Raw genomic sequence first — 22,412 nt, 5'->3', positions numbered from 1 at the left:
TTCAACTTTAAAATAAAGCCTTACTCTGGTTTTCTACCGTGAATTTCTTCAAAAACAGTATCAAAATTATCACGTAAATACGCACGAAGTTTCAATCTGTAATCGTTTTTTAGCCAATCTACAAAGTTGTAGGTACTTTTACTAATACATTTGGTATATCTACCAATTCTATAATCAATATCGTCACCTAGCATTTTTGCCAAACCAAGAGCATCATATACGTCTTCCGAATTTTCGATACAAATTTTGGCATGATGAATAATGGAACGTTCAAGTACCACTTTAGAAGATTCTCCTCTTTTAATAGAGTCTATATATGTTTTTTTAATATCAAAATAGACTTCTTTAGATTTAGAAAACTCAGCTCTAAGCTCATCAGGCATTTCATATCTAAAGTTATCTTCAATGTCTTCATCATTTATAAGACCATCTAAGTAGAAATTTGGTGTTCTAAAAATACGTTGCCAATCTAAGTCTGCTCCCCAAGGTCCAAATCGGTGTAAATTGTTTCCTAAATCGATAACCTGAAAAGTAGATTTGTTTTTTAAGATACGAGAACCTCTACCAATCATCTGGTAATACAGTGTTAACGATTTTGTTGCTCTATTTAAAATAATTGCTTCTACTGTTGGCTCATCGAAACCTGTAGTTAAAATACTTACAGATGTTAAGATGGCATCTGGCGTTTCATGAAACCATTTTAAAATAGCTTTACGTTCTTTTTTGGTGTTGGTATTGTCTAAGTGTGCAACAGGATATCCTGCTCTTCTAAAAGTATCATAAACATGTAAAGATGTATTAATTCCATTATTAAAGATTAATGTTTTTTTACCTTTACATCTTTCTTCGTAAGCCTGAATAAGCTTAGAGAGCATGTCTGTGTTTGTGTATAGATCTTCGGAAGACTTTACGGTATAATCTCCATTTGCACCTACTATTAATGAGGTTAAGCCTACATTATAAGAATATACTTCTGCTTGCGCTAAAAATTCATTTTCAATAAGATGTTCAATAGTTTCACCAACAATAAGCTCGTTATAATTGTCATTCATTGGAAGCTTAATATTCGAACTTAAAGGTGTAGCTGTAACTCCAAGTATAAAAGACTTTTCGAAAAACTTAAATAGTTTTGTAAAAGAGTTATAATGCGCTTCATCAATAATTACTAGTCCAATGTCAGATATATCTAATTTGTCTTCTTGTAGTCTATTGTTTAAAGTTTCCACCATTGCCACAAAACAACTATATTTTGCTTGGTCATCTAGGTTTGCTTTACTACTTACAATTTTATTTTCTACACCAAAACTGGTAAGCATACTTGAAGTTTGTTTACATAATTCGATTCGGTGTGTCATCACTAAAACTTTCTTTTTGTGATGCTTTAAATATTGTCTAACAATTTCAGAAAAAATAACGGTCTTTCCTCCTCCTGTTGGTAATTGGTACAAAAGATGGTAGTCTTCTGGAGCATCTTCAAAAGCCTTGAAAATTCTATTAATTGCTCCTTTTTGGTAGCTATAAAGGTTTTTACCTTCGTTTCTTTCTTCTTGTTCTGTAGTATTAATAACGTTTCCCATAAAAATTTTAAGATGTGCAAAAATAACATCTTTTTACTGTTTATAAAGGGTATTTAAGAAGAAATTTAAAAAAAAATAGTTATTTACTCTTTAATTATAAGGATCGAAGCTTTTACCCCTTTGGCTAAATTCCATTGGTTTCCGGAAATAACATTACCAAAATCGTCTAGAATTTGAAATTCTGCTGTATTTGGAGAAACTTGTCCAGTATCTAGAGCAAAAAAATCAATTTTATTAATGCCTTCTACTAACTTAAACTTAAATCCACTGTAGTCAGGAGTTAATAACACAGTTGCTTTTACAATATCGTCGTTAATAAATACACGAATATGATCTCCATCAAAAGCACCATAATCCCTATAGACTATATTTATATTTTCGGAAGCTGTTTTGTGGTCTCCAAAAAATTGTGTCGTTGTATTACCTCTAAATTGTTTCTCCTTTTTAAGGTCGGTATAACTTGCATGCTTATTAATCTTGTCTTGGTATAATTCTCCAGGGTTTCCAAATTCTTCTTGGCTAAACATAGAAAATTCTTTTTTTGGCAAATCCATAGGATGATTTTGCTTCGGTACTGTCATCCCATTTATGTTATCTTCTTTAGGAACAACAAAACCTTGGTTGTTTATTGGCTTGCCTTCATCTTCTTTAGCTTCTTCTTCTATCTCTCCTTCTTCACTTTCTATAACAGGAATTGCTACAGACTTTTGCTCACTATCAATTTGTGCCTGAAGGTTGAAACTTAAAAAACATATAAAAATTAAAAAGAGTACTCGCATGATATATTTAGAATAATTCTATTCTCTGTTTTCAAAAATCGTTCCTAAGTTTCAATTATGCAATTTTAATACCCTCTTTTTAATTTATTTAACGTAATACATGTGTTTAACAGAACTTATAGTGCTGTTAATTCGTTTGTTTTTATCTTATTAATGTTAAAATGTGTTAAATTACTATTATGTATTGCATAGTACTGTAACAATTTGATTTTTGTATCGTCTATTAAGTATAACAATCAAAAAACAAAAATCATGAGAACTTTAAACAACAATCAATTATCTGGAACTTTAAATAACACAAAAAGCCACGCTTGGAATAGCAAAAGACGTTTCAGATAATCATTTAAAAGAAAACATCAATCAATCAATCAATCAATCAATCTAAAACAAAAATTATGAGAACTTTAAACAACAATCAGGTATCAGGAACTTTAAATAACACGAAAAGTCACGCTTGGAATAGCAAAAGACGTTACAGATAATTATTTAAAAGAAACATCAATCAATCAATCAATCAATCAATCAATCAATTAATCCATAAAAAAACCACCAGAGTTATGAGAACATTAGCAAAACTATCTAAAAAAGTAAGTGGTATTGTAGAAGAGCAAAACCTTGTAAATAGACATGTTATTCGTTTTTGTAACACTAACACTACCCTTTGGAAAGGCGCGAACAGGTTCGCACATTAAAAGAATTAGTCACTCTTAAAAAAGTCAATTAATATAAAAGTTAATTGGCTTTTTTTGTGGTATCGTTTTTGTGAATGTATACATCTATTAATCTTAAATATTTACTAGCATGAGATACTCAAAATCTTCACCAACAGTAAATGCAGGTTCTATGGCAGACATTGCATTCTTATTATTAATCTTTTTTTTGGTAACTACAACTATCGCTTCCGATGAAGGCATAAACAGGAAACTACCCAGAGAATGCCCTCCAAATGTAGATTGTTCTACAGATTTAAACGAACGCAATGTGTTACGAATTGTTCTAAACGGAAAGGATGAAATTTTAGTAGAAAATGAATTGGTAAGTGTTTCGGACATTAAAAATTTAACTAAAGATTTTATTGATAACAACGGCGAAGCTACCTGCTTGTATTGTAACGGAAAACAAGCAACTACTTCTTCTGATAAGCCAACCGAAGCTGTTATTTCCCTTCAAAATGATAGAAATACCAGCTATACGCTTTTTGTAAAAGTGCAAGATGAAATTACAAAGGCCTATTATGAATTGCGAAATGCATACAGCAAGAATAAATTCAACAAAACGGAGGATTCATTAACACCTCGAGAAATGAAAGAGATTCGAGAAGCGTATCCTTTTATAATTAGTGAAGCGGAAACGAAATATATAATACGATAAATGCTATTTAATTCTTTTAGAAAGAAGCCTTAATACGCTAACAACTTCAACAATTCCCCTTCAAACTTATCTCGAGATAAGTACTGGTCCTCTAGCTGACCAATAAAAGGAATTGGTGTTTTCATACTCGCGACACGTTTTACAGGAGCGTCTAATTGCTCGAAGCAATTTTCCATAATTAAAGCAGAAATATCACTAGCAATTCCGCCAAAAAGCGAATCTTCTTGCAATATGATTGCTTTACCTGTTTTCTTTACAGAAGTATAAATAGTTTCAGTATCTAAAGGTTGTAACGAGCGCAAATCAATAACATCTGCATCTATATCACTATGTTTTTCTAAAGTACTTAAAGCCCAATGCACAGCGGCTCCATAAGCGATTATAGAAACCGCATCGCCTTCTCTTAAAAGCGAAGCTTTACCGAGTGGTAATGTATAATAATCTGTTGGCACTTCTTGACGGATACTTCTATACAGCGCTTTATGCTCAAAGAATAGTACTGGATTTGGGTCATTAATTGCTGTAGCTAAAAGTCCTTTTGCATCATAAGGAAACGCTGGATATACTACTTTTAAACCTGGAGTTTTTGTAAACCAAGCTTCGTTAGTTTGGCTATGAAAAGGTCCAGCAGCCACTCCTGCTCCACAAGGCATACGTAATACTACATCTGCATTCTGGTTCCATCGATAATGGCTTTTTGCTAAATAATTTACTACAGGATTAAAACCAGAAGTTACAAAATCTGCAAATTGCATTTCTACCACACTCTTTATACCAGCTATAGAAAGTCCCATCCCTGTTTCTACAATTGCAGATTCACAAATAGGTGTATTACGAACTCTATCTTTTCCAAAGGCATTTACAAAACCATCAGTAATTTTAAAAACACCACCATATTCTGCAACATCTTGCCCCATGATAACTAAATCATCATAACGTTCCATGCTTTGTTTTAATCCTTCAGAAATAGCATCAACCAATCTTAATTCTTTTGTTTCTTTGTTAGGAATAACTTCCTGATATACATAATTTTTATATACATCACTTAACTCTTCACTTTCAGATGGCAATATTGCTTCTTCCGCATAGGCTAAATCTAAATGCTCATTAATTTCATGAACTATTTCCTCTTTTAGTTTCACCTCTAAAACTTCGTCAAGAATACCTTCGTTCTTTAAAAATTCTTGATAGTTTTCTAAAGGATCTTTCGCTGCCCAAGCATCTAATAAGTCTTGAGGCACATACTTTGTTCCACTAGCTTCTTCATGACCTCGCATCCTAAACGTTTTAAATTCTAGTAAAATAGGGCGTGGATTTTTCCGAATGTCTTCCGCGAAAGCGTTCACTTTAGTATAAACTTCTAAAATATTGTTTCCATCAATAATATGGCTTTCCATTCCATAACCTAAAGCTCTATCTGCTAAATCCTTGCAATTATATTGCTCACTTGTTGGAGTAGATAAGCCATAGCCATTGTTTTCGATACAGAATAAGACAGGTAATTGCCAAACCGAAGCTACGTTTAAAGCTTCGTGAAAATCTCCTTCGCTAGTTCCGCCTTCACCAGTAAAAACGGCGGTTACTTGTTTTTTGTTTTTTAACTTACTTGCTAGAGCAATCCCATCAGCAACCCCTAATTGTGGTCCTAAATGCGAGATCATACCTACAATATTGTATTCTTGAGTTCCAAAGTGAAAACTTCTGTCTCTACCCTTTGTAAATCCGCTAGCTTTGCCTTGCCATTGTGCAAATAATCTATATAATGGTATTTCACGAGTAGTAAAAACCCCTAAATTACGATGCATTGGCAAAATATATTCTTCGTTTAACATGGCTTTTGTTACTCCAACAGAAATAGCCTCTTGGCCAATACCAGAAAACCATTTAGAGATTTTTCCTTGTCTTAACAGAATGAGCATCTTCTCCTCTATCAGTCTAGGTTTCAGCATGCTTTTATATAAATCGATTAAGATTTCATTACTTAACCCTTCTTTGTTGTAGTTCATGATTGCTTTAGAAAACGTTTCCAATACCTTGTATTTTTATATATCAAATGTAACTAATTTTTCATGTTATGCCACTTTTAAGTTTATTTTTACTCAAGATTTTCGTTACATTTGTAATTCGACTTATAAAATAAAAGATTTATGGATAGAATACCTAGTGTGAACCTGAAAGACTTTGTTTCAGGCGACGTAACAAGAAAGCAAAAATTTGTAGATGAAATAGGTAAAGCTTATGAAGAAATAGGTTTTGTTGCACTGAAAGGGCATTTTTTAGAGGATACTTTAGTAAATAATTTATACGGAGAAGTAAAGAACTTTTTCGACCTTCCTGTAGAAACAAAACGCAGCTATGAAGTACCAGGTATTGGAGGGCAACGTGGCTATATATCTTTTGGTAAAGAAAGTGCTAAAGGAAAAAAAGAAGGAGATTTAAAAGAATTTTGGCATTTTGGTCAGTTTGTAGAAAACAACCCTAAATTAGAAGAAGAATATCCTGCAAATGTTTCGGTTAAAGAATTACCAGAGTTTAACAAAATTGGAAAAGAAACCTATAGAATGCTAGAAAAAACGGCTAAATACGTTTTACGAGCTTTGGCTTTATACCTAAACTTAGAAGAAACATATTTTGACCAATACATACATAATGGTAATTCTATTTTAAGACCAATACACTACCCTCCTATTATTAATGAACCAAAAAATGCAGTTCGTGCTGCTGCTCATGGTGACATTAATTTAATAACCCTTTTAATGGGTGCGCAAGGAAGAGGTTTACAAGTGCAAAAACATGATGGTGAATGGATAGACGCTATTGCAGAACCAGACGAATTAATGATTAATGTTGGTGACATGCTTTCTCGTCATACCAACAATAAATTAAAATCTACGATACACCGAGTTATTAATCCGCCAAGAGAACTTTGGGGAACTTCTCGTTATTCTATGCCATTTTTTATGCACCCAATAAGTGATATGAAATTAAATGTTTTAGAAAGTTGTATAGATGAAGATAACCCAAAATTATATGAAGATATCACTGCTGGTGAATTTTTACATGAACGCCTTGTAGAATTAGGCCTAATTAAAAAATAGTCCATGGACTTACAAGACCAACTTAAAAACTTGTTTCCAGACCATGTAGAAGAAACTCCTAAAAAAGAAGATGCTACAGAAAAAGGAATTTGGATGCAAGACGATCCTATTCTTTGTAAATACGAAAAACGCAAAGGTAAACCTATTACTATTTTAGATGGATATACTGGAGCTACTGAAGATTTTAAAGCCCTTGCAAAAGAACTGAAGACCAAATTAAGTGTTGGTGGAAGTTTTAAAGAGGATAAAATTATCATTCAAGGTGATTATAGAGATAAAATCATGGAAATGCTTAAAGAAAAAGGATTTAACGTAAAACGAGTTGGAGGCTAAACATGAAAGACAATATACTTCATATTACAAATGGCAGTAACTTAACGAATTATTTAAACGACTTAAATTACAAAGGAGATTTTTTAACATGGCACGAAATGCTATGCGAAGGTCCTGCAAATCGAATTATCAATACAGATGCATTCATTAAAGTTAGAAAAGACTTTTTAAACGAGTTTTATAATATTGAAGTTGATGAATACGAATATAAAAACGAACTACATAAATTAGATACTGTAGACCAATATTCAGAAATCGTTTTATGGTTTGAATACGATTTATTTTGCCATTTAAACATGGTAGCCGTACTAAGTCTTTTAAACGAACGAAAAATAAATTTACCTATTTCTTTAGTTTGCAGTGGAAGAATAGCAAATGAAGACCATTTAAAAGGTTTAAGCGAACTAACTCCCGAACAATTAGACTCGCACTATAAAGGCAGAATTAAACTACAAGAAAGCGATAGAGATATTGCTGTTAGTGTTTGGCAAATTTATTGTGGTACAGACCATAACTTGCTAAAAAAATACATTACAAAAAAATCCTCTTTTGAATATCTAGGCATTTGTCTTAAAGCACATTTAAAACGTTTTCCAGATTCTAAAACAGGACTAAGTACTCTAGAGCAAAACACATTAAATATTATTAATAAGTATGATATCAAGTCAAAACATCACCTGTTAGGTTATGCGTTAAACTACCAAGGATATTATGGTTTTGGCGACATTCAATTAATGCGAATTATAGAAAACCTAGCCATATTTTATACCGAAGATAATGATAGTATTCGCTTAAACAGAAAAGGACATGAAGTACTTTTAGGAAAGAAAAACTATGCTTCAGAAATTAACGACAACATGATTTATGGCAATGTTAATCGTTTAGATTTTCAGTTTAACAAAAAAGAAAATAAACTCATAAAAACAATAATGCATGCCAATTAAAGAATCTGAATTAATTTTAAATCCTGATGGAAGCGTCTATCATTTAAATTTAAAACCAGAACATATAGCAGATACAATTATAACAGTTGGTGATCCAGATCGTGTTAAAAGTGTAACCAAGCATTTTGATACGATTGAATTTTCTACACATAAAAGAGAATTTCATACACAAACAGGAATTTATAAAGGCAAAAGGCTAACTGTAATTTCTACCGGAATTGGAACAGATAACATAGATATTGTTTTTAACGAATTAGATGCTTTAGTAAATATAGATTTTAATAAAAGAGAAATTAAAGATACATTAACCACTCTAAATATTATTAGAATTGGTACTTCTGGTTCCATACAAAAAAACATTCCTATTGATGCTTTTTTAGTTAGCGAGTATGCTGCAGGTTTTGATAGTTTACTTCATTTTTATGAAAGCGAACATGTGCAAAATACAGAAATTTCGGAAGCATTAATGCAACACACAAACTGGTTCAATAAAAAATCAGATCCTTATATAGTAACTTGTGATTCTTCATTATTAAATAAAATAAAATCCAATAAAACGGTTACAGGTTTTACAGCAACTAATGTTGGTTTTTATGGACCACAAGGCCGAATTCTTCGTTTACCAATTCAGGATAACCATTTAAACGATACCCTTGCAAGCTTTAATTTTAAAGGAATGGCTATAACAAACCTAGAAATGGAAACTGCAGGTATTTACGGGATTGCTAAACTTTTAGGGCATAAAGCATTGTCTATGAACGCTATTATTGCAAATAGAGCAACTGGCGAGTTTAGTAAAGACCCAAAAGCGGTAGTTAATGCGCTTATAGAATATACTTTAAATAAAATAGTAGAATAATTTCCCACTTTGGTGCGAATAAAAAGTAATACAATTATCGCTTTCGCGGAAAAATATGAAGACAGTAAAAATTGGTGGTGTACCAGAACATTTTAATTTAGCCTGGTACTTAACACTTAAAAATGGAGAATATAAAGACGAAGGAATCAATCTTCGTTGGAAAGATTATTTTGGAGGCACAGGACAAATGTGTAACGCACTTCGTGATGGAGAAATAGATTTGGCTGTTATACTTACCGAAGGTATTGTAAAAGATATTATAGCAGGAAATCCAAGTACTATTGTACAAACCTTTGTAGACTCTCCGCTTATTTGGGGAATTCACGTAGCAGAGCATTCTAAATATGCATCTATAGAAGACTTAAAAGGTACAAAAGCTGCAATTAGCAGATATGGCTCTGGTTCGCATTTAATGGCTTACATTAACGCGCAAAACAACAATTGGAACTTAGATCAGGACTTACACTTTGAGGTGATTAAAAACCTAGATGGTGCTGTTGAAGGATTAACCAATGAAAAAGCAGACTATTTTATGTGGGAAAAATTCACCACTAAACCCTTAGTCGATAATGGTACTTTTAGACGCATTGCAAATTGTCCTTCCCCCTGGCCTTGTTTTGTTATTGCAGTAAGAACAGAATTTTTACAAAACAATAAAGAGGATGTAAAAACCATTTTAAATATTATAAATAATACTACCGAAGAATTTAAAGATATCCCATCTATCGACAAAACAATAGCAAACCGATACGAACAAAAATTAGAAGATGTACAAGAATGGCTAAGCTTAACAGAATGGTCTCAAGAAGTTATTGATGAAAAAACAATAGCAAATGTGCAAGAAAAGTTATTTGATTTAGATATCATTCCAGAAAAATGGAACTATGATCAATTGGTTACAAAATTATAAGGTATAAATTCTATACAAAGTCAGCATTTAATCCTTAAAATATTGCAGTTTAACTACTTAATTATTTAAGATTGTTAATTTTTGTTAACTTTATTTAACTAAAATCTTATATTTGTAATCCAAACCTACAAATAATAAATTAGTTCATATGCTATTAATCATTACTTCTGTTCTTATTTTTTTAGTTGCTATTAACTTCCTTCTATTAGTATTTAGTTGTAATAAAACAACTAAACGCTTAAAAATGTTAGACAAAAACAAAGGTGTAGTAAGCGTTAGACCAGCCAAACAAGAGGCTTCAAACCAACTTGCTCCAACCGGAAGTTAACAGAACTAAAATGTTTATTTCCAAACCAATATCCTCGATTAGCACTTAATGGAGATGGATGTCCAGAACATAAAATTGTGTGTTTTTTACTATCTATTATTTTTGCTTTCTTTTTAGCAAAACCACCCCAAAGTAAAAATATTACATTTTCTTTTTTATCACTTATTAATTGTATTACAGTATCTGTAAAAGTTTCCCAACCTTTTTTTTGATGACTTCCAGCTTGGTGTGCTCTAACAGTTAGTGTAGCATTTAACAACAATACTCCTTGCTTTGCCCAATGCTCTAGGTTACCATTTTTTGAAAAACAAGTACCTAAATCATTTTCTAACTCTTTAAAAATATTTTTTAAAGAGGGTGGTAATGCTACACCTTCATTAACACTAAAACACAAACCATTAGCCTGACCATCATCATGATACGGGTCTTGACCAATAATAACCACTTTTAAATCTTCAAAAGCACATAAATTGAAAGCATTAAAAATATTTTCTTTTGCAGGAAAGCATTTGTGATTTTCATATTCCTCATCCACAAACTTCATTAATGATTTATAATACGGTTTATTAAAGGTTTCGTTTAAATGTATTTTCCAACTATTACTTATATACATCTTTTTTTTATTCAAAATTTATGAAAGTGTAAAATAATACTATCTTTAAACTTGATAAAAAATATAGAACCCTTTTTTTTATATTTCCATATTTAAACATAATTAAATCCCATACTTGGGAAAAACCTATGAAAAAACTAAAATTTCCATCGGCACAAACCATTTTACTAATTATTGCAGGATTAGTAACCTTACTTACTTGGGTCGTTCCTGCTGGTAAATACGAAACTTTAGGCTATAATAAAGACGATAATACATTCACTAGAATTGGTATTGAAAAATCGGAAATCCTTCCAGCAACACAAGACCATTTAGAATCACTAAATATCAAAATCCCATTAGAAAAATTCACTAATGGCGATATCTACAAACCCATAAACATACCTAATACTTATAAAAAACTAGAATCCAAACCACAAGGTGTTTTAGAATTTATTAAATCTCCTGTAAAAGGAATTATAGAAGCTGCAGACATCATTTTTCTCGTTTTAATTATTGGAGGTTTAATCGGTATTATTAATAGTACAGGTGCGTTTGATGCTGGTATTTCTTGGCTCGCCAATGCACTAAAAGGACGCGAATTTATCCTCATAATTTTAGTAACCACCTTAGTAGCTGCAGGAGGAACAACCTTTGGCTTTGCCGAAGAAACCATTGCCTTCTTCCCTATTCTAATTCCCGTATTTTTAGCTGCAAAATACGATGCCATGGTAGGTATTGCTTGTATCTTTTTAGGAAGTGCTATTGGTACCATGTGCTCTACGATCAATCCCTTTAGTACAATTATAGCAAGTGATGCAGCTGGATTAAGTTGGACTACAGGACTTGGCGGAAGACTATTTATGTTAGCTTCCTGTTTAACTATAGCATTGGTTTACATTATACGTTATGGTAAACGCGTACAAAAAGATCCTACTAAATCTATTATTTACGACCAACAAAAACAAATAGCAGCATTATTCAATCACGAAAACACTAAAATAATTGCATTTACAACTCGATTACGTTTATCCTTAATTGTATTTGCGCTTTGCTTTATCATCATGATTTATGGTGTAGTAGCCTTAGAATGGTGGTTTGTAGAAATGACTGCTACCTTCTTAGTTGGATCCATTCTTATTGGTTTTATTGCCAAAATTAAAGAAACCGAATTTATCGACACCTTTGTTAAAGGAGCAGGAGACTTATTAGGTGTTGCCCTAATTATTGGGATTGCACGTGGAGTAACGGTTATTATGGCGGACGGATTAATTAGTGATACCCTTTTACATTATGCAAGTTCCTTAACCCAAGACATGAATAAAGGTGTTTTTGCAAGTGCCATGACAGCAGTCTATGCCGGACTTTCCTTTTTCATTCCAAGTAGTTCTGGTATGGCTGTACTTACCATGCCAATCATGTCGCCACTAGCAGATAGTGTTGGTGTTGGACGCGAAATTGTAGTAAATGCCTATCAATACGGTATGGGGCTTTTCTATTTTGTAAATCCTACTGGTTTAATTTTAGCCTCGCTAGCAGTAGTAAAAGTCGGTTTCAACAAATGGTTAAAATTCGTGATGCCTTTATTCATCATCCTAATCGTCTTTACTTTAATAGTAATGACCGTTTCTAGCTATTTATAAATAACGCTTTCGCGGAATCGATGCCGTTAGCATAAACGAGTTTATTAATATCCTATTTCTTGGTAGCTACCCTGTTTTTTATACTGCTGTTTCATAGGATGAAATAGCTTTCACGACCTACTGAAAAACTACTATCATTCACATTACTAAATACACGTAGAAATACGTATTGCAAAAAGGGTTTTTAAATGATAATTTAGTTTCTTTCAACTACATGACTATAAGCGCTTTATTAATAAAAAAAAAGAATACCTTTAGTTATTATGTAATATGTTTTGATACATAACCAAAAACCACTAACCAATGCTAAAATGAATAAACAACAAATTCTATATTATGCTAGCTAAAGTATAGGACGAATATTAATTAACCAACTAAAACAAATTACAACTATCATGACACTACGATTTTATACATTAAATATAATAATAGCCTGCCTTTTTTTAAGCTCCTGTGCTAATAATAATAATAAAGAATATGGCACCATGATTATTCATGGCGGAACCATTTATACAGTAGACTCTACACAAACAACAGTGGAGGCCGTGGTAACCAAAAAGGATAAAATTCTCTTTGCTGGAAGTTTTGAGGAAGCCAAAAACTATCAAAATGAACAAACGGAACTTATCGATTTAGAAGGGAAGACAATGACACCAGGCTTAATTGAAGGGCATGGTCATTTTATGGGCTTAGGCTATAACGAATTAGAGCTTAATCTTATGCATACCACTAGCTATCAAGATATTGTAGACGCTGTTGCTGCGAAAGTAAAAACGTCTAAACCAGGCGAATGGATAATTGGTAGCGGTTGGCACCAAAGCAAATGGGACAGTATGCCTGCAAACACCGTTAAAGGATTTCAAACGCATCATTTACTCAGCGAAGTATCCCCAGAAAATCCTGTTTTTTTATTTCATGCAAGTGGCCACGCAGGATTCGCAAATGCTAAGGCTATGGAAATTGCTGGTTTAACAGGCTTACGTAAAGAAGGAATCCAGTCGTATGCTATGGAAGGTGGAGAAGTTATTGTAGATGCATCTGGTATGCCAACAGGTATTTTCAATGAACATGCAATAACTATGATTTACAAGCATATGCCCGAAGAGACTCCAGAAACAAACATGCAAGCGTTTCATCTAGCTATGGAAGCATGCCATAAAAATGGTATCACTAGTTTTCATGACGCAGGTATTTCAAAAGATATTATAGAACTATTTGATGACATGAAATCTGCTGGAAAAATGAATGTTAGAATGTATGCCATGTTAAGAGGTGGTGAAGAATTACTTGAAGAATGGTTTGAAAAAGGTCCAAGAATAGATCCGGACCATCGGTTAACGATACGTTCTATAAAATTAAGTTGTGATGGTGCTTTAGGCTCTAGAGGCGCTTGGCTTTTAGAACCGTACACAGATCGCCAAGGGCACTATGGCCATGAAACGCTTCCAATGGATATAGTAAAAGAAGTCGCAATAAAAGGACTGCAAAACAATTTTCAAATCTGTTCGCATGCCATTGGAGATCGTGCCAATAGAGAAATTCTGAATCAATATGAATTGGCGTTAAAAGAATTAAACATGTTAGATGCCGATCATCGATTCCGTATTGAACATGCGCAACATCTACATCCTGATGATATTCCTCGTTTTGCTGCATTGCATGTAATTCCAGCAATGCAAGCCATACACTTGTCTTCCGATAGACCTTGGGCTATTGACCGTTTGGGTGAAAAACGTATCAAAGAAGGTGCTTACATGTGGCAAGCGTTATTACAGAGTGGCGTTCCTATTGTAAATGGAACGGACGTGCCTGTAGAGCCTCTTAATCCTATTGCTAGTTTCTATGCTAGTGTAAGCCGAAAAACACTTAAAGGAACTCCTGAAGGCGGTTATGAGCCAGAACAAAAAATGACACGAATGCAAGCATTAAAATCCTACACCTTAGATGCAGCTTATGGTGCCTTTGAAGAAAATATTAAAGGTTCTATTTCCAGTGGTAAGCTTGCTGATTTTACCATTTTCAATCAAGATTTAATGACTGTGGAAGAAAATCAGATTTTAAATACGGAAATCGCCATGACTATTTTTAATGGTGAAGTCGTTTACAAGAAAGAAACAAAATAACGATAGCATAACAATGTATAGCACTAATTTTTAGACCAATACCATCTTAAGAACATTCCTACGGAATATTCTATCTGTGATTTATTTGCTAAATTAGTTATTTAAACTTGTAACTAATAGTATACGAGCACGTTATATGTAATTTAACATACCTAGAAAATGACAACTAAAAGATTTTTATTTATACTCATTTTTGTTTCCATTTATCCATTCAGTTTTTCGCAAGAAAACAATGTTGCGTCTTATTATGTCCCTGCTGTCCATGGAACGAAGTTGGCTGTGGATGTTTACTTTCCAGAAAAACACAAAAATCAAAAACTTCCTGTGCTCTTTGAATTTACCCGATACTGGAGAGGGAAAGAAGACGCGAAAACAGGAAAGCCAATTGCCTCACTCAGTAATCGCGATAAGTATTTTCTTGACCATGATTATATCCTTGCAAAAGTGGACGTCAGGGGAACAGGTGCTTCTTATGGAGTACGTTTAGGAGAATACACGCCTACAGAAGTAAAAGATGCTTGGTACATTGTGGATTGGGTGGTAAACCAACCCTGGTCTGATGGTAAGGTGGGAGCCTATGGCACCTCTTACTCTGGAACAACAGCAGAGCTTTTATGTGCAACTCAACATCCAGCCATTAAAGCGGTTATCCCTGGTTGGTCAGATTTTGACGTTTATGAGAGTCCTAGTCGTCCTTATGGAATGCTTGCAACTAGTTTTATAGCGCCATGGAGTCAATATGTTGATTGGTTAGACCAAAATTCAGTGGAGCATCTGGGCGTAAGTGTCAGGCGTGTGCGTGAAGATGTTCCAACAGAGGCAATCAAAGAACACAAAAACAATCCAAACGTATTGGAAACCCTAACTGCATCACCATTCAAAGATTCCAAATTTGGGGATGTCAAATTCGAAGAACTTGACCCCTTGTATTGGAAAAAGGAAATTTCAGAATCCAATGTACCCATGCTTGTTCTTACAAGTTGGCTTGATGCTGGAACAGCAGAAGGCACTTTATTAAGGTTACAGCATTTTACCAATCCGCAAAAAGTTGTCATGATGCCAACTTCACATGGCGGACGTTCTCATGCAAGCCCATTTGTTGTTTCTGATAGTATTGTTGCACCTGTTCCATCGGTAACGGAACAGCTTATACTGCAACGTAACTTCTTTGACCATTATATAAAAGGGGAAAATAAAGACGTTGAAGATTGGCCAACAATTAAGTACTATAATTTTGGAGAAGAATCATTTAAACAATCTGATGTTTGGCCACCCAAAGGGCAAGAAAGAATTAGGTATTATTTAGATGCCAACGGAAAATTAAATGCTTCAGCATCAGAAGCACCTCAGGGTATGGATGCATATCTAGTGGACTTTTCTGTAAGTACTGGTACAAATAATCGATGGATAACCCAAATGGGAAATCACGTTCTTAACCTCAATAATCGCAATGCTGCCGATTCCTTAATGCAAACGTATACCACTGCACCTCTTGAAGAGCCGCTTCAAATTACAGGAGTTCCCGTCATTTCTCTCAGTCTGTCATCTACACACAAAGAAGGTGCCATTTTTGTCTACTTAGAAGATGTAGACCCAAGTGGAAAAAGCAGGTATATCACAGAAGGAGGCCTTTTGCTTCAACATCGAAAATTATCTAAGAATGCTATGTTTAATACGATACCGTATCATTCATTTAAAAAATTGGATGCATCCCCTATGCCAATGGATACAATAAAAGAAATTAGCTTTAAGTTACATCCAACATCTATACGCATAAAGAAAGGGCATTCTATTAGAATTGCAATTTCCGGGGCAGATAAAGACACATTTGACAAAGTTCCGACCGAAGGAATACCAACTTTGAGCATATATAGGAATAAAACAAATAAATCTTTTTTAGAATTACCAATAGTGAAATAAAACCTGTGCGTAATACCACATATAATTAATTACCAGCTTCTCGCCTACTTACAAAAGGCTTCTTAGATTTTTAGACTAGCTATACGGTTTCCCTTAAGGAGGTTACCAAGGCTTGTTATACCTTCTTCTAGAGAAGTACTGGCAGTAACTTTACAAAAAACACGTAGAACTACGTATTGTACATTAGCGCGTTAATTGGTAGTTTCGTTTTGCTAACTTTTGGACTAAAAGCGCTTTACTAATAAAAATAGCAACTTAATTTATTATATAATGAGTTAGCAAACATTAAAAACAAATATTACAATTAAATTATTTAACAAATGAAACAAGTTTACATTTTTATTTTTTTTGCATTATCATTTAAATTATCATTTTCGCAAGTTATCAATCCCATTTCAGCCACTACTACTGCAACAAGTATTACAGGAAGTTTAAATGCATCATACGATCAAACAGGCTTGGTTGACGTGTCAGACCCAACAACTAACCATAGTGGTGCAACTACATCAAATTCATTTGCCTGTAATTGTCAAAACCCAGTTTTTGATTTTGATTTAGGAGGTACATATACTATTGATGGTATAATTTTTTGGAACGCTGGAGTTAATCCTCCTGCTATCTATACAGATGATGGAGTAAATACTGTTAAATTTTATTCATCAACTGATGGCGTTAATTATTCAGAAATAATTGGAGGACCGACATCATACACTCAAAATAGTTATTTAAATACAATTACTGATGAAATCCTTGCTATAACTAATACATTTAACAGTGTAAGTGTAACACATATTAGAATGGAAGTGCTCAGTAATTTCCACGGTCAAAATTTCACTTCTTTTTCGGAAATTGCTTTTACCACTAACAATGATTTATCAACTAATGATATTATCATTAAAAAATCAGTAAAAATATTTCCAAATCCTTCCGTTGACTATATACAAATTCAAGGATTGACTAAATCAGAAAATTATAGAATTTATAATGTTATTGGTTCAGAAATTTCAAAAGGAAGTATTAATACTAATAAAAAAATTGACGTTAGCAACTATTCTAATGGATTATACTTCTTAAAATTTGAAAACGGAGATACAATTAAATTTTTAAAAGAATAAAACACAACGTTTGCTAACAAAGTATATAAAAAATAGTAGTTAAGTGCAAACTACAAAGTTTGTGCTTTTCTACTATTTTATTGCTAAACTGAAAATAAAAGCATTATTGCTCTGCTACTTTTCATATACCTAACGTTGTGCTTCATTATAAAAAACCGCTAACCAATGCTAAAATTCTTTAGAAAAATTAGACAAAAAATGCTGATCGAAAATAAATTCAGCAAATATCTGGTTTATGCTATTGGCGAAATTCTATTGGTGGTAATTGGAATTTTGATTGCATTGCAGATTAATAATTGGAATGAAGTTCAAAAGAGCAAACGGAAAGCTACCACTATTTTGAAAGAAATTCGTTCGGATATGTTTAAAGATTTAGAGTTAATCGAAGAATTAAAACCTTATTGGGGAAGAGAGATTATGTACTTTAAAAAGGTTTTACCTTCATTTAATCCTCGCAAAGAAATAACTTCCTTTGCCGAATTTGATACTATTAGCAAAATATCTTATTCGGAGTTATTTGGATATGATATGCCTTTTCGATCCAACACAAGTGCATACGATGCAATGATTGCTGATGGCAATTCTGACCTTATAATAAATGACACCTTATACTCAAATATTCAAAGGTTCTATACTTTTAATGCACCTACCAATGAAAATTTATTTGAAATCTTAAGACAAGGTTCATCGGATTTAAATTATAAATATGCTCCTATATTAACTTATAAGCCATATAAAAACCTTAGTGATTTAACGGATGAAAATTTAATTGCTGATCTTAATATTTATTTCGAATCAAAGAATTTTTATTATTGGAGAACATTTGTCATAAACCAAGAAAGTCTTATGGATATTATTTCTCAAATCGACAAAGAATTAAAATAATAGCTGAGTTAAAAATAACGAAAGCACAACCACACATATACTAATTACTAGCTTCTCGCCTACGTATAAAAGTCTTCGCCGATTTTCTGCTTGCCTATACGGTTTCCCGTAAGAAGATTACGAAGTCTTGTTATACCTTCGTCAAGCAAAGTACTGTGAATATCTTTACGAAATATACGTAGTACTACGTATTGTACATTAGCGGGTTAAATGGTAAATTTACTTTACTGACTTTTAGACTAAAAACGTTTTATTAATAAATAATAGGGCCTTTAGTTATTATATAACTAATTGCCATGCATTGAAAACAAAGTAAACTAACTCATATAAAGATGATGACAAAATTAAATTGGTATTACAAAGGCATAATTTTTGGAATTTTTGTACTAATTTCAAACAGTGCTATTGATTTTTTAGCTGGTGATTTCACTTTCGACGGAATTGGAAAAAAAATAATACTTTCTCTAATTTCTGGTTTGTTATTAGGATTGTTAATGAAATATATTGACAATAAAAAAACAGAATAGCTAAAATAAATTTCGGAATTATTAACGCAAACGAAATGGTGCTCCTTATAGAAAAGTGCACGCCATGGAAAATGAAAAAATTTGCAAAAAAATACGTATTACTACGTATTGTAGATTAGCGCATTAATGGTGAGTTTCGTTTTACTATCTTTTAGATTAAAAGTGTTTTATTAATGAATAAAAGAGACTTTAGTTATTATATAACGAGTTAGCTATAATAAACTCACTCATCAACTGTAACAATAAGAATTTAATTGAGTCTTTAGAGAAAGAAAAAATATGACCGAAAAACAACTTGTATTTATCATTTTAGCTCTACTAATTTCAAATTTGGGGTATGCTCAAAACCTTCAACCTAAAATAGATGACTTGTACCAAGTAGACGAAAATTCACCTGGATTTTCAATAGCCGTATTTAAAGGAGATGAAATTATACTTGAAAAACAGTACGGAAATTCAAATCTTGATTATAATATTCCTATTACAAATGAAACTGTATTTGATATTGGTTCAATTGCGAAGCAATTTACAGCAGCAGCAATTTTATTATTAGAAAATGAAGGGAAATTATCTACAAAAGAGCCTGCTTACAAATATATCGACAACCTACCTCGATATAAAAAAGGAGACCCAACAATTGAGCAATTGCTAAATCAAACAAGCGGAATACCCGAAGTAGACCCATATTTCCATTTAACAGATTTGTCTTTTAACGATTTACTCACACAAACAAGAGTTAGCAATATAATAGTAAATTTAAAAGAACTCAACTTTAAACCAGGTGAGTATTTTGAATATACCAACGTAAACTACATTTTACTTGCTGATATTATTGAAAAAGTATCAGAAAAATCTTTCATAGAATATCTACAAGAGCATATTTTTTCACCACTGAAAATGGAAAGTACCATCAAGAAAAATAGTACGTACACCATAATAAAAAATAGAGCTATAGGATATATTGAAGATGATGATGCTTACTACAAAATGCATTTGCACTCTGCAATCTACAATGGAGATGGTCAAATTTTGACTACACCAAAAGATATGTTTAAATGGCATCAAGGTATGCGAAATGCAACCATTGGCACACCTTATTTGTGGAAGAAAATGCAAACTAAAGCGAAGCTAAATGATGGAACCATAATTGACTATGGTTTAGGAGTTGAATTTGAAACACATAATGGTTATTTTGCTATGGGATTTGACGGTATGATTATGGGAGGCTTCGTTTCTAAATATTTATACTTTCCGGAATTAGATATTGCAATTTTTACTACACAAAACACTTTTGAAGAAGACTTCGAAGACCGATTTTTTCAACTTGTGGATTTATACATTCCAAGTGAAAAGGAAATTGACACGAATCAAGAACAAGAGAATACAATTATTGAACTGCCCAATGATGTCCTTAAAAAATATGAGGGGAATTACATCTTTTTGGGTAATGAATATGAAGATGTAAAAACTGGAATTATTAAACTAAAGAACAAAGAATTAGTCCTAACAACAGCTGATGGAGAAGAAATAGGAAAATTAAAGCCTCTTGATAATCAAAAGTTTTTGATGGACGGCATAATTATGGAATTTGATGTTCAAGCCAATAACAAGCAATACAAGTTTTATGCAAACGAAAATGAAAAACCTTGGATTTTCAAAGAACTTGAACCCTATGAGCATACAGAATTAGAATTAAAAGAACTTGAAGGCATTTATTTAAATAAGAGTTTACAAGTAGCTAAAGAAATTAAATTTGAAAATGGTGCGTTGCAATTTTATTATGGAAAAGGAGCATATAGCGCTGAAATAGATACATTATCTAAAGACCTATTTAATATTCCAAACTACCCAATTCAGTTCTTAAGAAATAAGGGTGGAAAAATTGTTTCAATGAAAATTATGGGATTAGAATTTGAAAAGATATAAAACTATGGCTAACAACGTATATAAAAAATGGCGGTTTAAGTCCTTAATTCAAATTGATTTTCATAAATTTAAAGTCAGTACCAATCCGAAAAGTTAGTGCATAAAATCCGCTACTTTTCATATATAAGACCGTTGTAGCACATTACGCGTAAAAACAGTGAATGCCTCTAGATTAGTCATTCACTGCTTAAATAAAAAGAAATATAATTAGTTACTTCCATGCCATTGAGCCCAATCTTTCATACTTCCAAATAAGACATTCCTTCCATTAGAGCCATTGGTAAGTATAATAATACCAGATTTTGATTTAAAATCGAGCATGAAACCAGAATGCCAACCTTCGTTAGAACCTCCATGACCGTTCAATGTGAAATCTCCAAAACGATTCATCTCCATATAACCCATTCCATAATTTCCATTTGATATTTCAGTTGGTGCAGTTAAAAGTGAAATACTTTTTTTAGATAATACAGGGTTTCTTGAAAATGATGCTTTTGCAAATAGAATTAGATCATCTATGGTTGTATGTAAACCCGCTGCTGCTTGCGCATTAAAAAGGCGCAACGGAATTTCCTTTGCTTCTTCATCATACGCTTTAGAAGAGTTTTTTAATATCTTTTTATTGATATCGAAACTTGTATGTTTCATTTTTAAAGGCTTAAATATGTTTTTTTGCATATAATCTGCAAACGATTTACCAGTCACCTCTTCAATAACTAGCTGCAAAATAGAATAGCCTCCACCAGAATACTGCCATTTACTTTCTGGCTCCATAATAAGCTTTACGGCTTCATCTGGATTGGAAGTTCCCGATAGTGATTGCCTAACGGATGTTAATTCATTTTTAGATTCATACCCATTATAACCATGCACAGATAAACCAGCTGTATGCTGTAATAAATTTCTAATGGTTACTTTATTAGCATCAAACTCACTAGCTGGCAATTTCCACCCTGAAATATAATTGGAAGCAGGAGCATCTAATCGAAGTCTTTCTTCTTCTACTAATTTCATAATTCCCCAAGCGGTAAACATTTTTGATATAGATCCTATATTAAAGCCTGTTGTACTGTTAACTGCTTCTCCGCTTTTTATATCAGAAAATCCATATCCTTTTTTAATAATCACTTGATCATTTTTAATAATTGCGATTGCCATACCAGGAACATTATGCTCTTTCAAAGCAATAGCTGTAGATTCATCTAAAGCTTTTTGTAGCTCTCTTTCAGCTGTCATTTGTGCATTTACGGATAAGGTCGATAATGCGATTGTAATAATTGTAATTAAAGTTTTCATATGTATTTAGTTTTAAATTCGATGCAAACCTAGAACTGAATATTCGTCATTTAGAATTATTTTGATTAAGTTAACGTATCAAATGGTAATCAACTCATTATGATATTTAAAGTATCTTTATCAATAAATTTGATACGCTTACAATATGATAAGAGACGTTCATAAAATAAAAATTGTAACCTTGAA

19 protein-coding genes are annotated in these 22,412 nt (G+C 32.6%); 14 read left to right on the top strand and 5 right to left on the bottom strand.

The features are described 5' to 3' along the window. Nucleotides 1–20: 20 nt before the first annotated feature. Together Q4512_RS14150 and Q4512_RS14145 are read right to left on the bottom strand one after the other, a co-directional pair. Nucleotides 21–1,577, bottom strand: coding sequence for a DEAD/DEAH box helicase (locus Q4512_RS14150; RefSeq protein ID WP_303425812.1), 1,557 nt, complete (start codon nucleotides 1,575–1,577; stop codon nucleotides 21–23). 83 nt (nucleotides 1,578–1,660) lie between these two features. Next, complete coding sequence (locus tag Q4512_RS14145) at nucleotides 1,661–2,356, bottom strand: hypothetical protein (protein WP_303425811.1); 696 nt, start codon at nucleotides 2,354–2,356, stop codon at nucleotides 1,661–1,663. 557 nt (nucleotides 2,357–2,913) lie between these two features. Here Q4512_RS14145 and Q4512_RS14140 point away from each other — a divergent pair. Continuing rightward, nucleotides 2,914–3,048, top strand: coding sequence for a hypothetical protein (locus tag Q4512_RS14140; protein WP_303425809.1), 135 nt, complete (start codon nucleotides 2,914–2,916; stop codon nucleotides 3,046–3,048). A gap of 109 nt (nucleotides 3,049–3,157) precedes the next feature. Continuing rightward, a complete protein-coding gene (locus Q4512_RS14135; protein WP_303425807.1) occupies nucleotides 3,158–3,727 on the top strand; it encodes a biopolymer transporter ExbD in 570 nt (189 codons plus the stop codon). Between the two features lie 29 nt (nucleotides 3,728–3,756). Here the strand turns inward: Q4512_RS14135 and Q4512_RS14130 are convergent, their stop codons facing one another. Next, the gene (locus Q4512_RS14130) at nucleotides 3,757–5,733 is read right to left on the bottom strand and encodes a dehydrogenase E1 component subunit alpha/beta (protein WP_303425818.1); all 1,977 of its coding nucleotides are present in this window, start codon (nucleotides 5,731–5,733) and stop codon (nucleotides 3,757–3,759) included. A gap of 141 nt (nucleotides 5,734–5,874) precedes the next feature. Between Q4512_RS14130 and Q4512_RS14125 the strand changes: the two genes are divergently transcribed. From Q4512_RS14125 to Q4512_RS14105, 5 genes are read left to right on the top strand one after another with little or no spacing between them, the layout of a single operon-like run. Then, nucleotides 5,875–6,825, top strand: coding sequence for an isopenicillin N synthase family oxygenase (locus tag Q4512_RS14125; protein ID WP_303425805.1), 951 nt, complete (start codon nucleotides 5,875–5,877; stop codon nucleotides 6,823–6,825). A gap of 3 nt (nucleotides 6,826–6,828) precedes the next feature. Then, nucleotides 6,829–7,158, top strand: coding sequence for a translation initiation factor (locus Q4512_RS14120; RefSeq protein ID WP_303425804.1), 330 nt, complete (start codon nucleotides 6,829–6,831; stop codon nucleotides 7,156–7,158). A gap of 2 nt (nucleotides 7,159–7,160) precedes the next feature. Beyond that, on the top strand, nucleotides 7,161–8,102 hold the full coding sequence (locus Q4512_RS14115; RefSeq protein WP_303425802.1) for a DUF1835 domain-containing protein: 942 nt from the start codon (nucleotides 7,161–7,163) through the stop codon (nucleotides 8,100–8,102). Next, on the top strand, nucleotides 8,092–8,961 hold the full coding sequence (locus Q4512_RS14110) for a nucleoside phosphorylase (protein ID WP_303425800.1): 870 nt from the start codon (nucleotides 8,092–8,094) through the stop codon (nucleotides 8,959–8,961). The genes Q4512_RS14115 and Q4512_RS14110 overlap by 11 nt, the downstream gene beginning before the upstream one ends. Nucleotides 8,962–9,016: 55 nt before the next feature. Next, nucleotides 9,017–9,871 (top strand): substrate-binding domain-containing protein, encoded by an 855-nt coding sequence (locus tag Q4512_RS14105; protein WP_303425799.1) that lies wholly within the window; start codon nucleotides 9,017–9,019, stop codon nucleotides 9,869–9,871. A gap of 275 nt (nucleotides 9,872–10,146) precedes the next feature. Here the strand turns inward: Q4512_RS14105 and Q4512_RS14100 are convergent, their stop codons facing one another. Then, nucleotides 10,147–10,812, bottom strand: a complete 666-nt coding sequence (locus Q4512_RS14100; protein WP_303425798.1) for a uracil-DNA glycosylase — start codon at nucleotides 10,810–10,812, stop codon at nucleotides 10,147–10,149. Between the two features lie 128 nt (nucleotides 10,813–10,940). Between Q4512_RS14100 and Q4512_RS14095 the strand changes: the two genes are divergently transcribed. The 7 genes from Q4512_RS14095 (at nucleotide 10,941) to Q4512_RS14065 (ending at nucleotide 20,930) form a co-directional block, all read left to right on the top strand. Beyond that, a complete protein-coding gene (locus tag Q4512_RS14095; protein WP_303425797.1) occupies nucleotides 10,941–12,434 on the top strand; it encodes a YfcC family protein in 1,494 nt (497 codons plus the stop codon). A gap of 395 nt (nucleotides 12,435–12,829) precedes the next feature. Continuing rightward, a complete protein-coding gene (locus Q4512_RS14090) occupies nucleotides 12,830–14,557 on the top strand; it encodes an amidohydrolase (RefSeq protein WP_303425796.1) in 1,728 nt (575 codons plus the stop codon). A gap of 159 nt (nucleotides 14,558–14,716) precedes the next feature. Further along, nucleotides 14,717–16,477 (top strand): CocE/NonD family hydrolase, encoded by a 1,761-nt coding sequence (locus Q4512_RS14085; protein ID WP_303425794.1) that lies wholly within the window; start codon nucleotides 14,717–14,719, stop codon nucleotides 16,475–16,477. A 320-nt stretch (nucleotides 16,478–16,797) separates the two neighbouring features. Continuing rightward, nucleotides 16,798–17,592 (top strand): T9SS type A sorting domain-containing protein, encoded by a 795-nt coding sequence (locus tag Q4512_RS14080; protein WP_303425792.1) that lies wholly within the window; start codon nucleotides 16,798–16,800, stop codon nucleotides 17,590–17,592. Between the two features lie 165 nt (nucleotides 17,593–17,757). Beyond that, a complete protein-coding gene (locus Q4512_RS14075) occupies nucleotides 17,758–18,477 on the top strand; it encodes a DUF6090 family protein (RefSeq protein WP_303425791.1) in 720 nt (239 codons plus the stop codon). Nucleotides 18,478–18,809: 332 nt separating this feature from the next. Next, on the top strand, nucleotides 18,810–19,004 hold the full coding sequence (locus Q4512_RS14070) for a hypothetical protein (protein WP_303425790.1): 195 nt from the start codon (nucleotides 18,810–18,812) through the stop codon (nucleotides 19,002–19,004). A gap of 279 nt (nucleotides 19,005–19,283) precedes the next feature. Continuing rightward, nucleotides 19,284–20,930: a serine hydrolase gene (locus tag Q4512_RS14065; RefSeq protein WP_303425788.1), complete on the top strand. Its 1,647-nt coding sequence runs from the start codon at nucleotides 19,284–19,286 to the stop codon at nucleotides 20,928–20,930. 207 nt (nucleotides 20,931–21,137) lie between these two features. Here Q4512_RS14065 and Q4512_RS14060 read toward each other — a convergent pair whose 3' ends face one another. Further along, nucleotides 21,138–22,226, bottom strand: coding sequence for a serine hydrolase (locus Q4512_RS14060; protein WP_303425786.1), 1,089 nt, complete (start codon nucleotides 22,224–22,226; stop codon nucleotides 21,138–21,140). Between the last annotated feature and the right edge of the window lie 186 nt (nucleotides 22,227–22,412).

The organism is Oceanihabitans sp. 2_MG-2023 (assembly GCF_030547245.1).
In the GTDB taxonomy this organism is placed as follows: domain Bacteria; phylum Bacteroidota; class Bacteroidia; order Flavobacteriales; family Flavobacteriaceae; genus Oceanihabitans.
The sequence above is the reverse complement of the archived record's forward strand: the minus strand, read 5'-3'. Positions and strand labels throughout refer to the sequence as shown.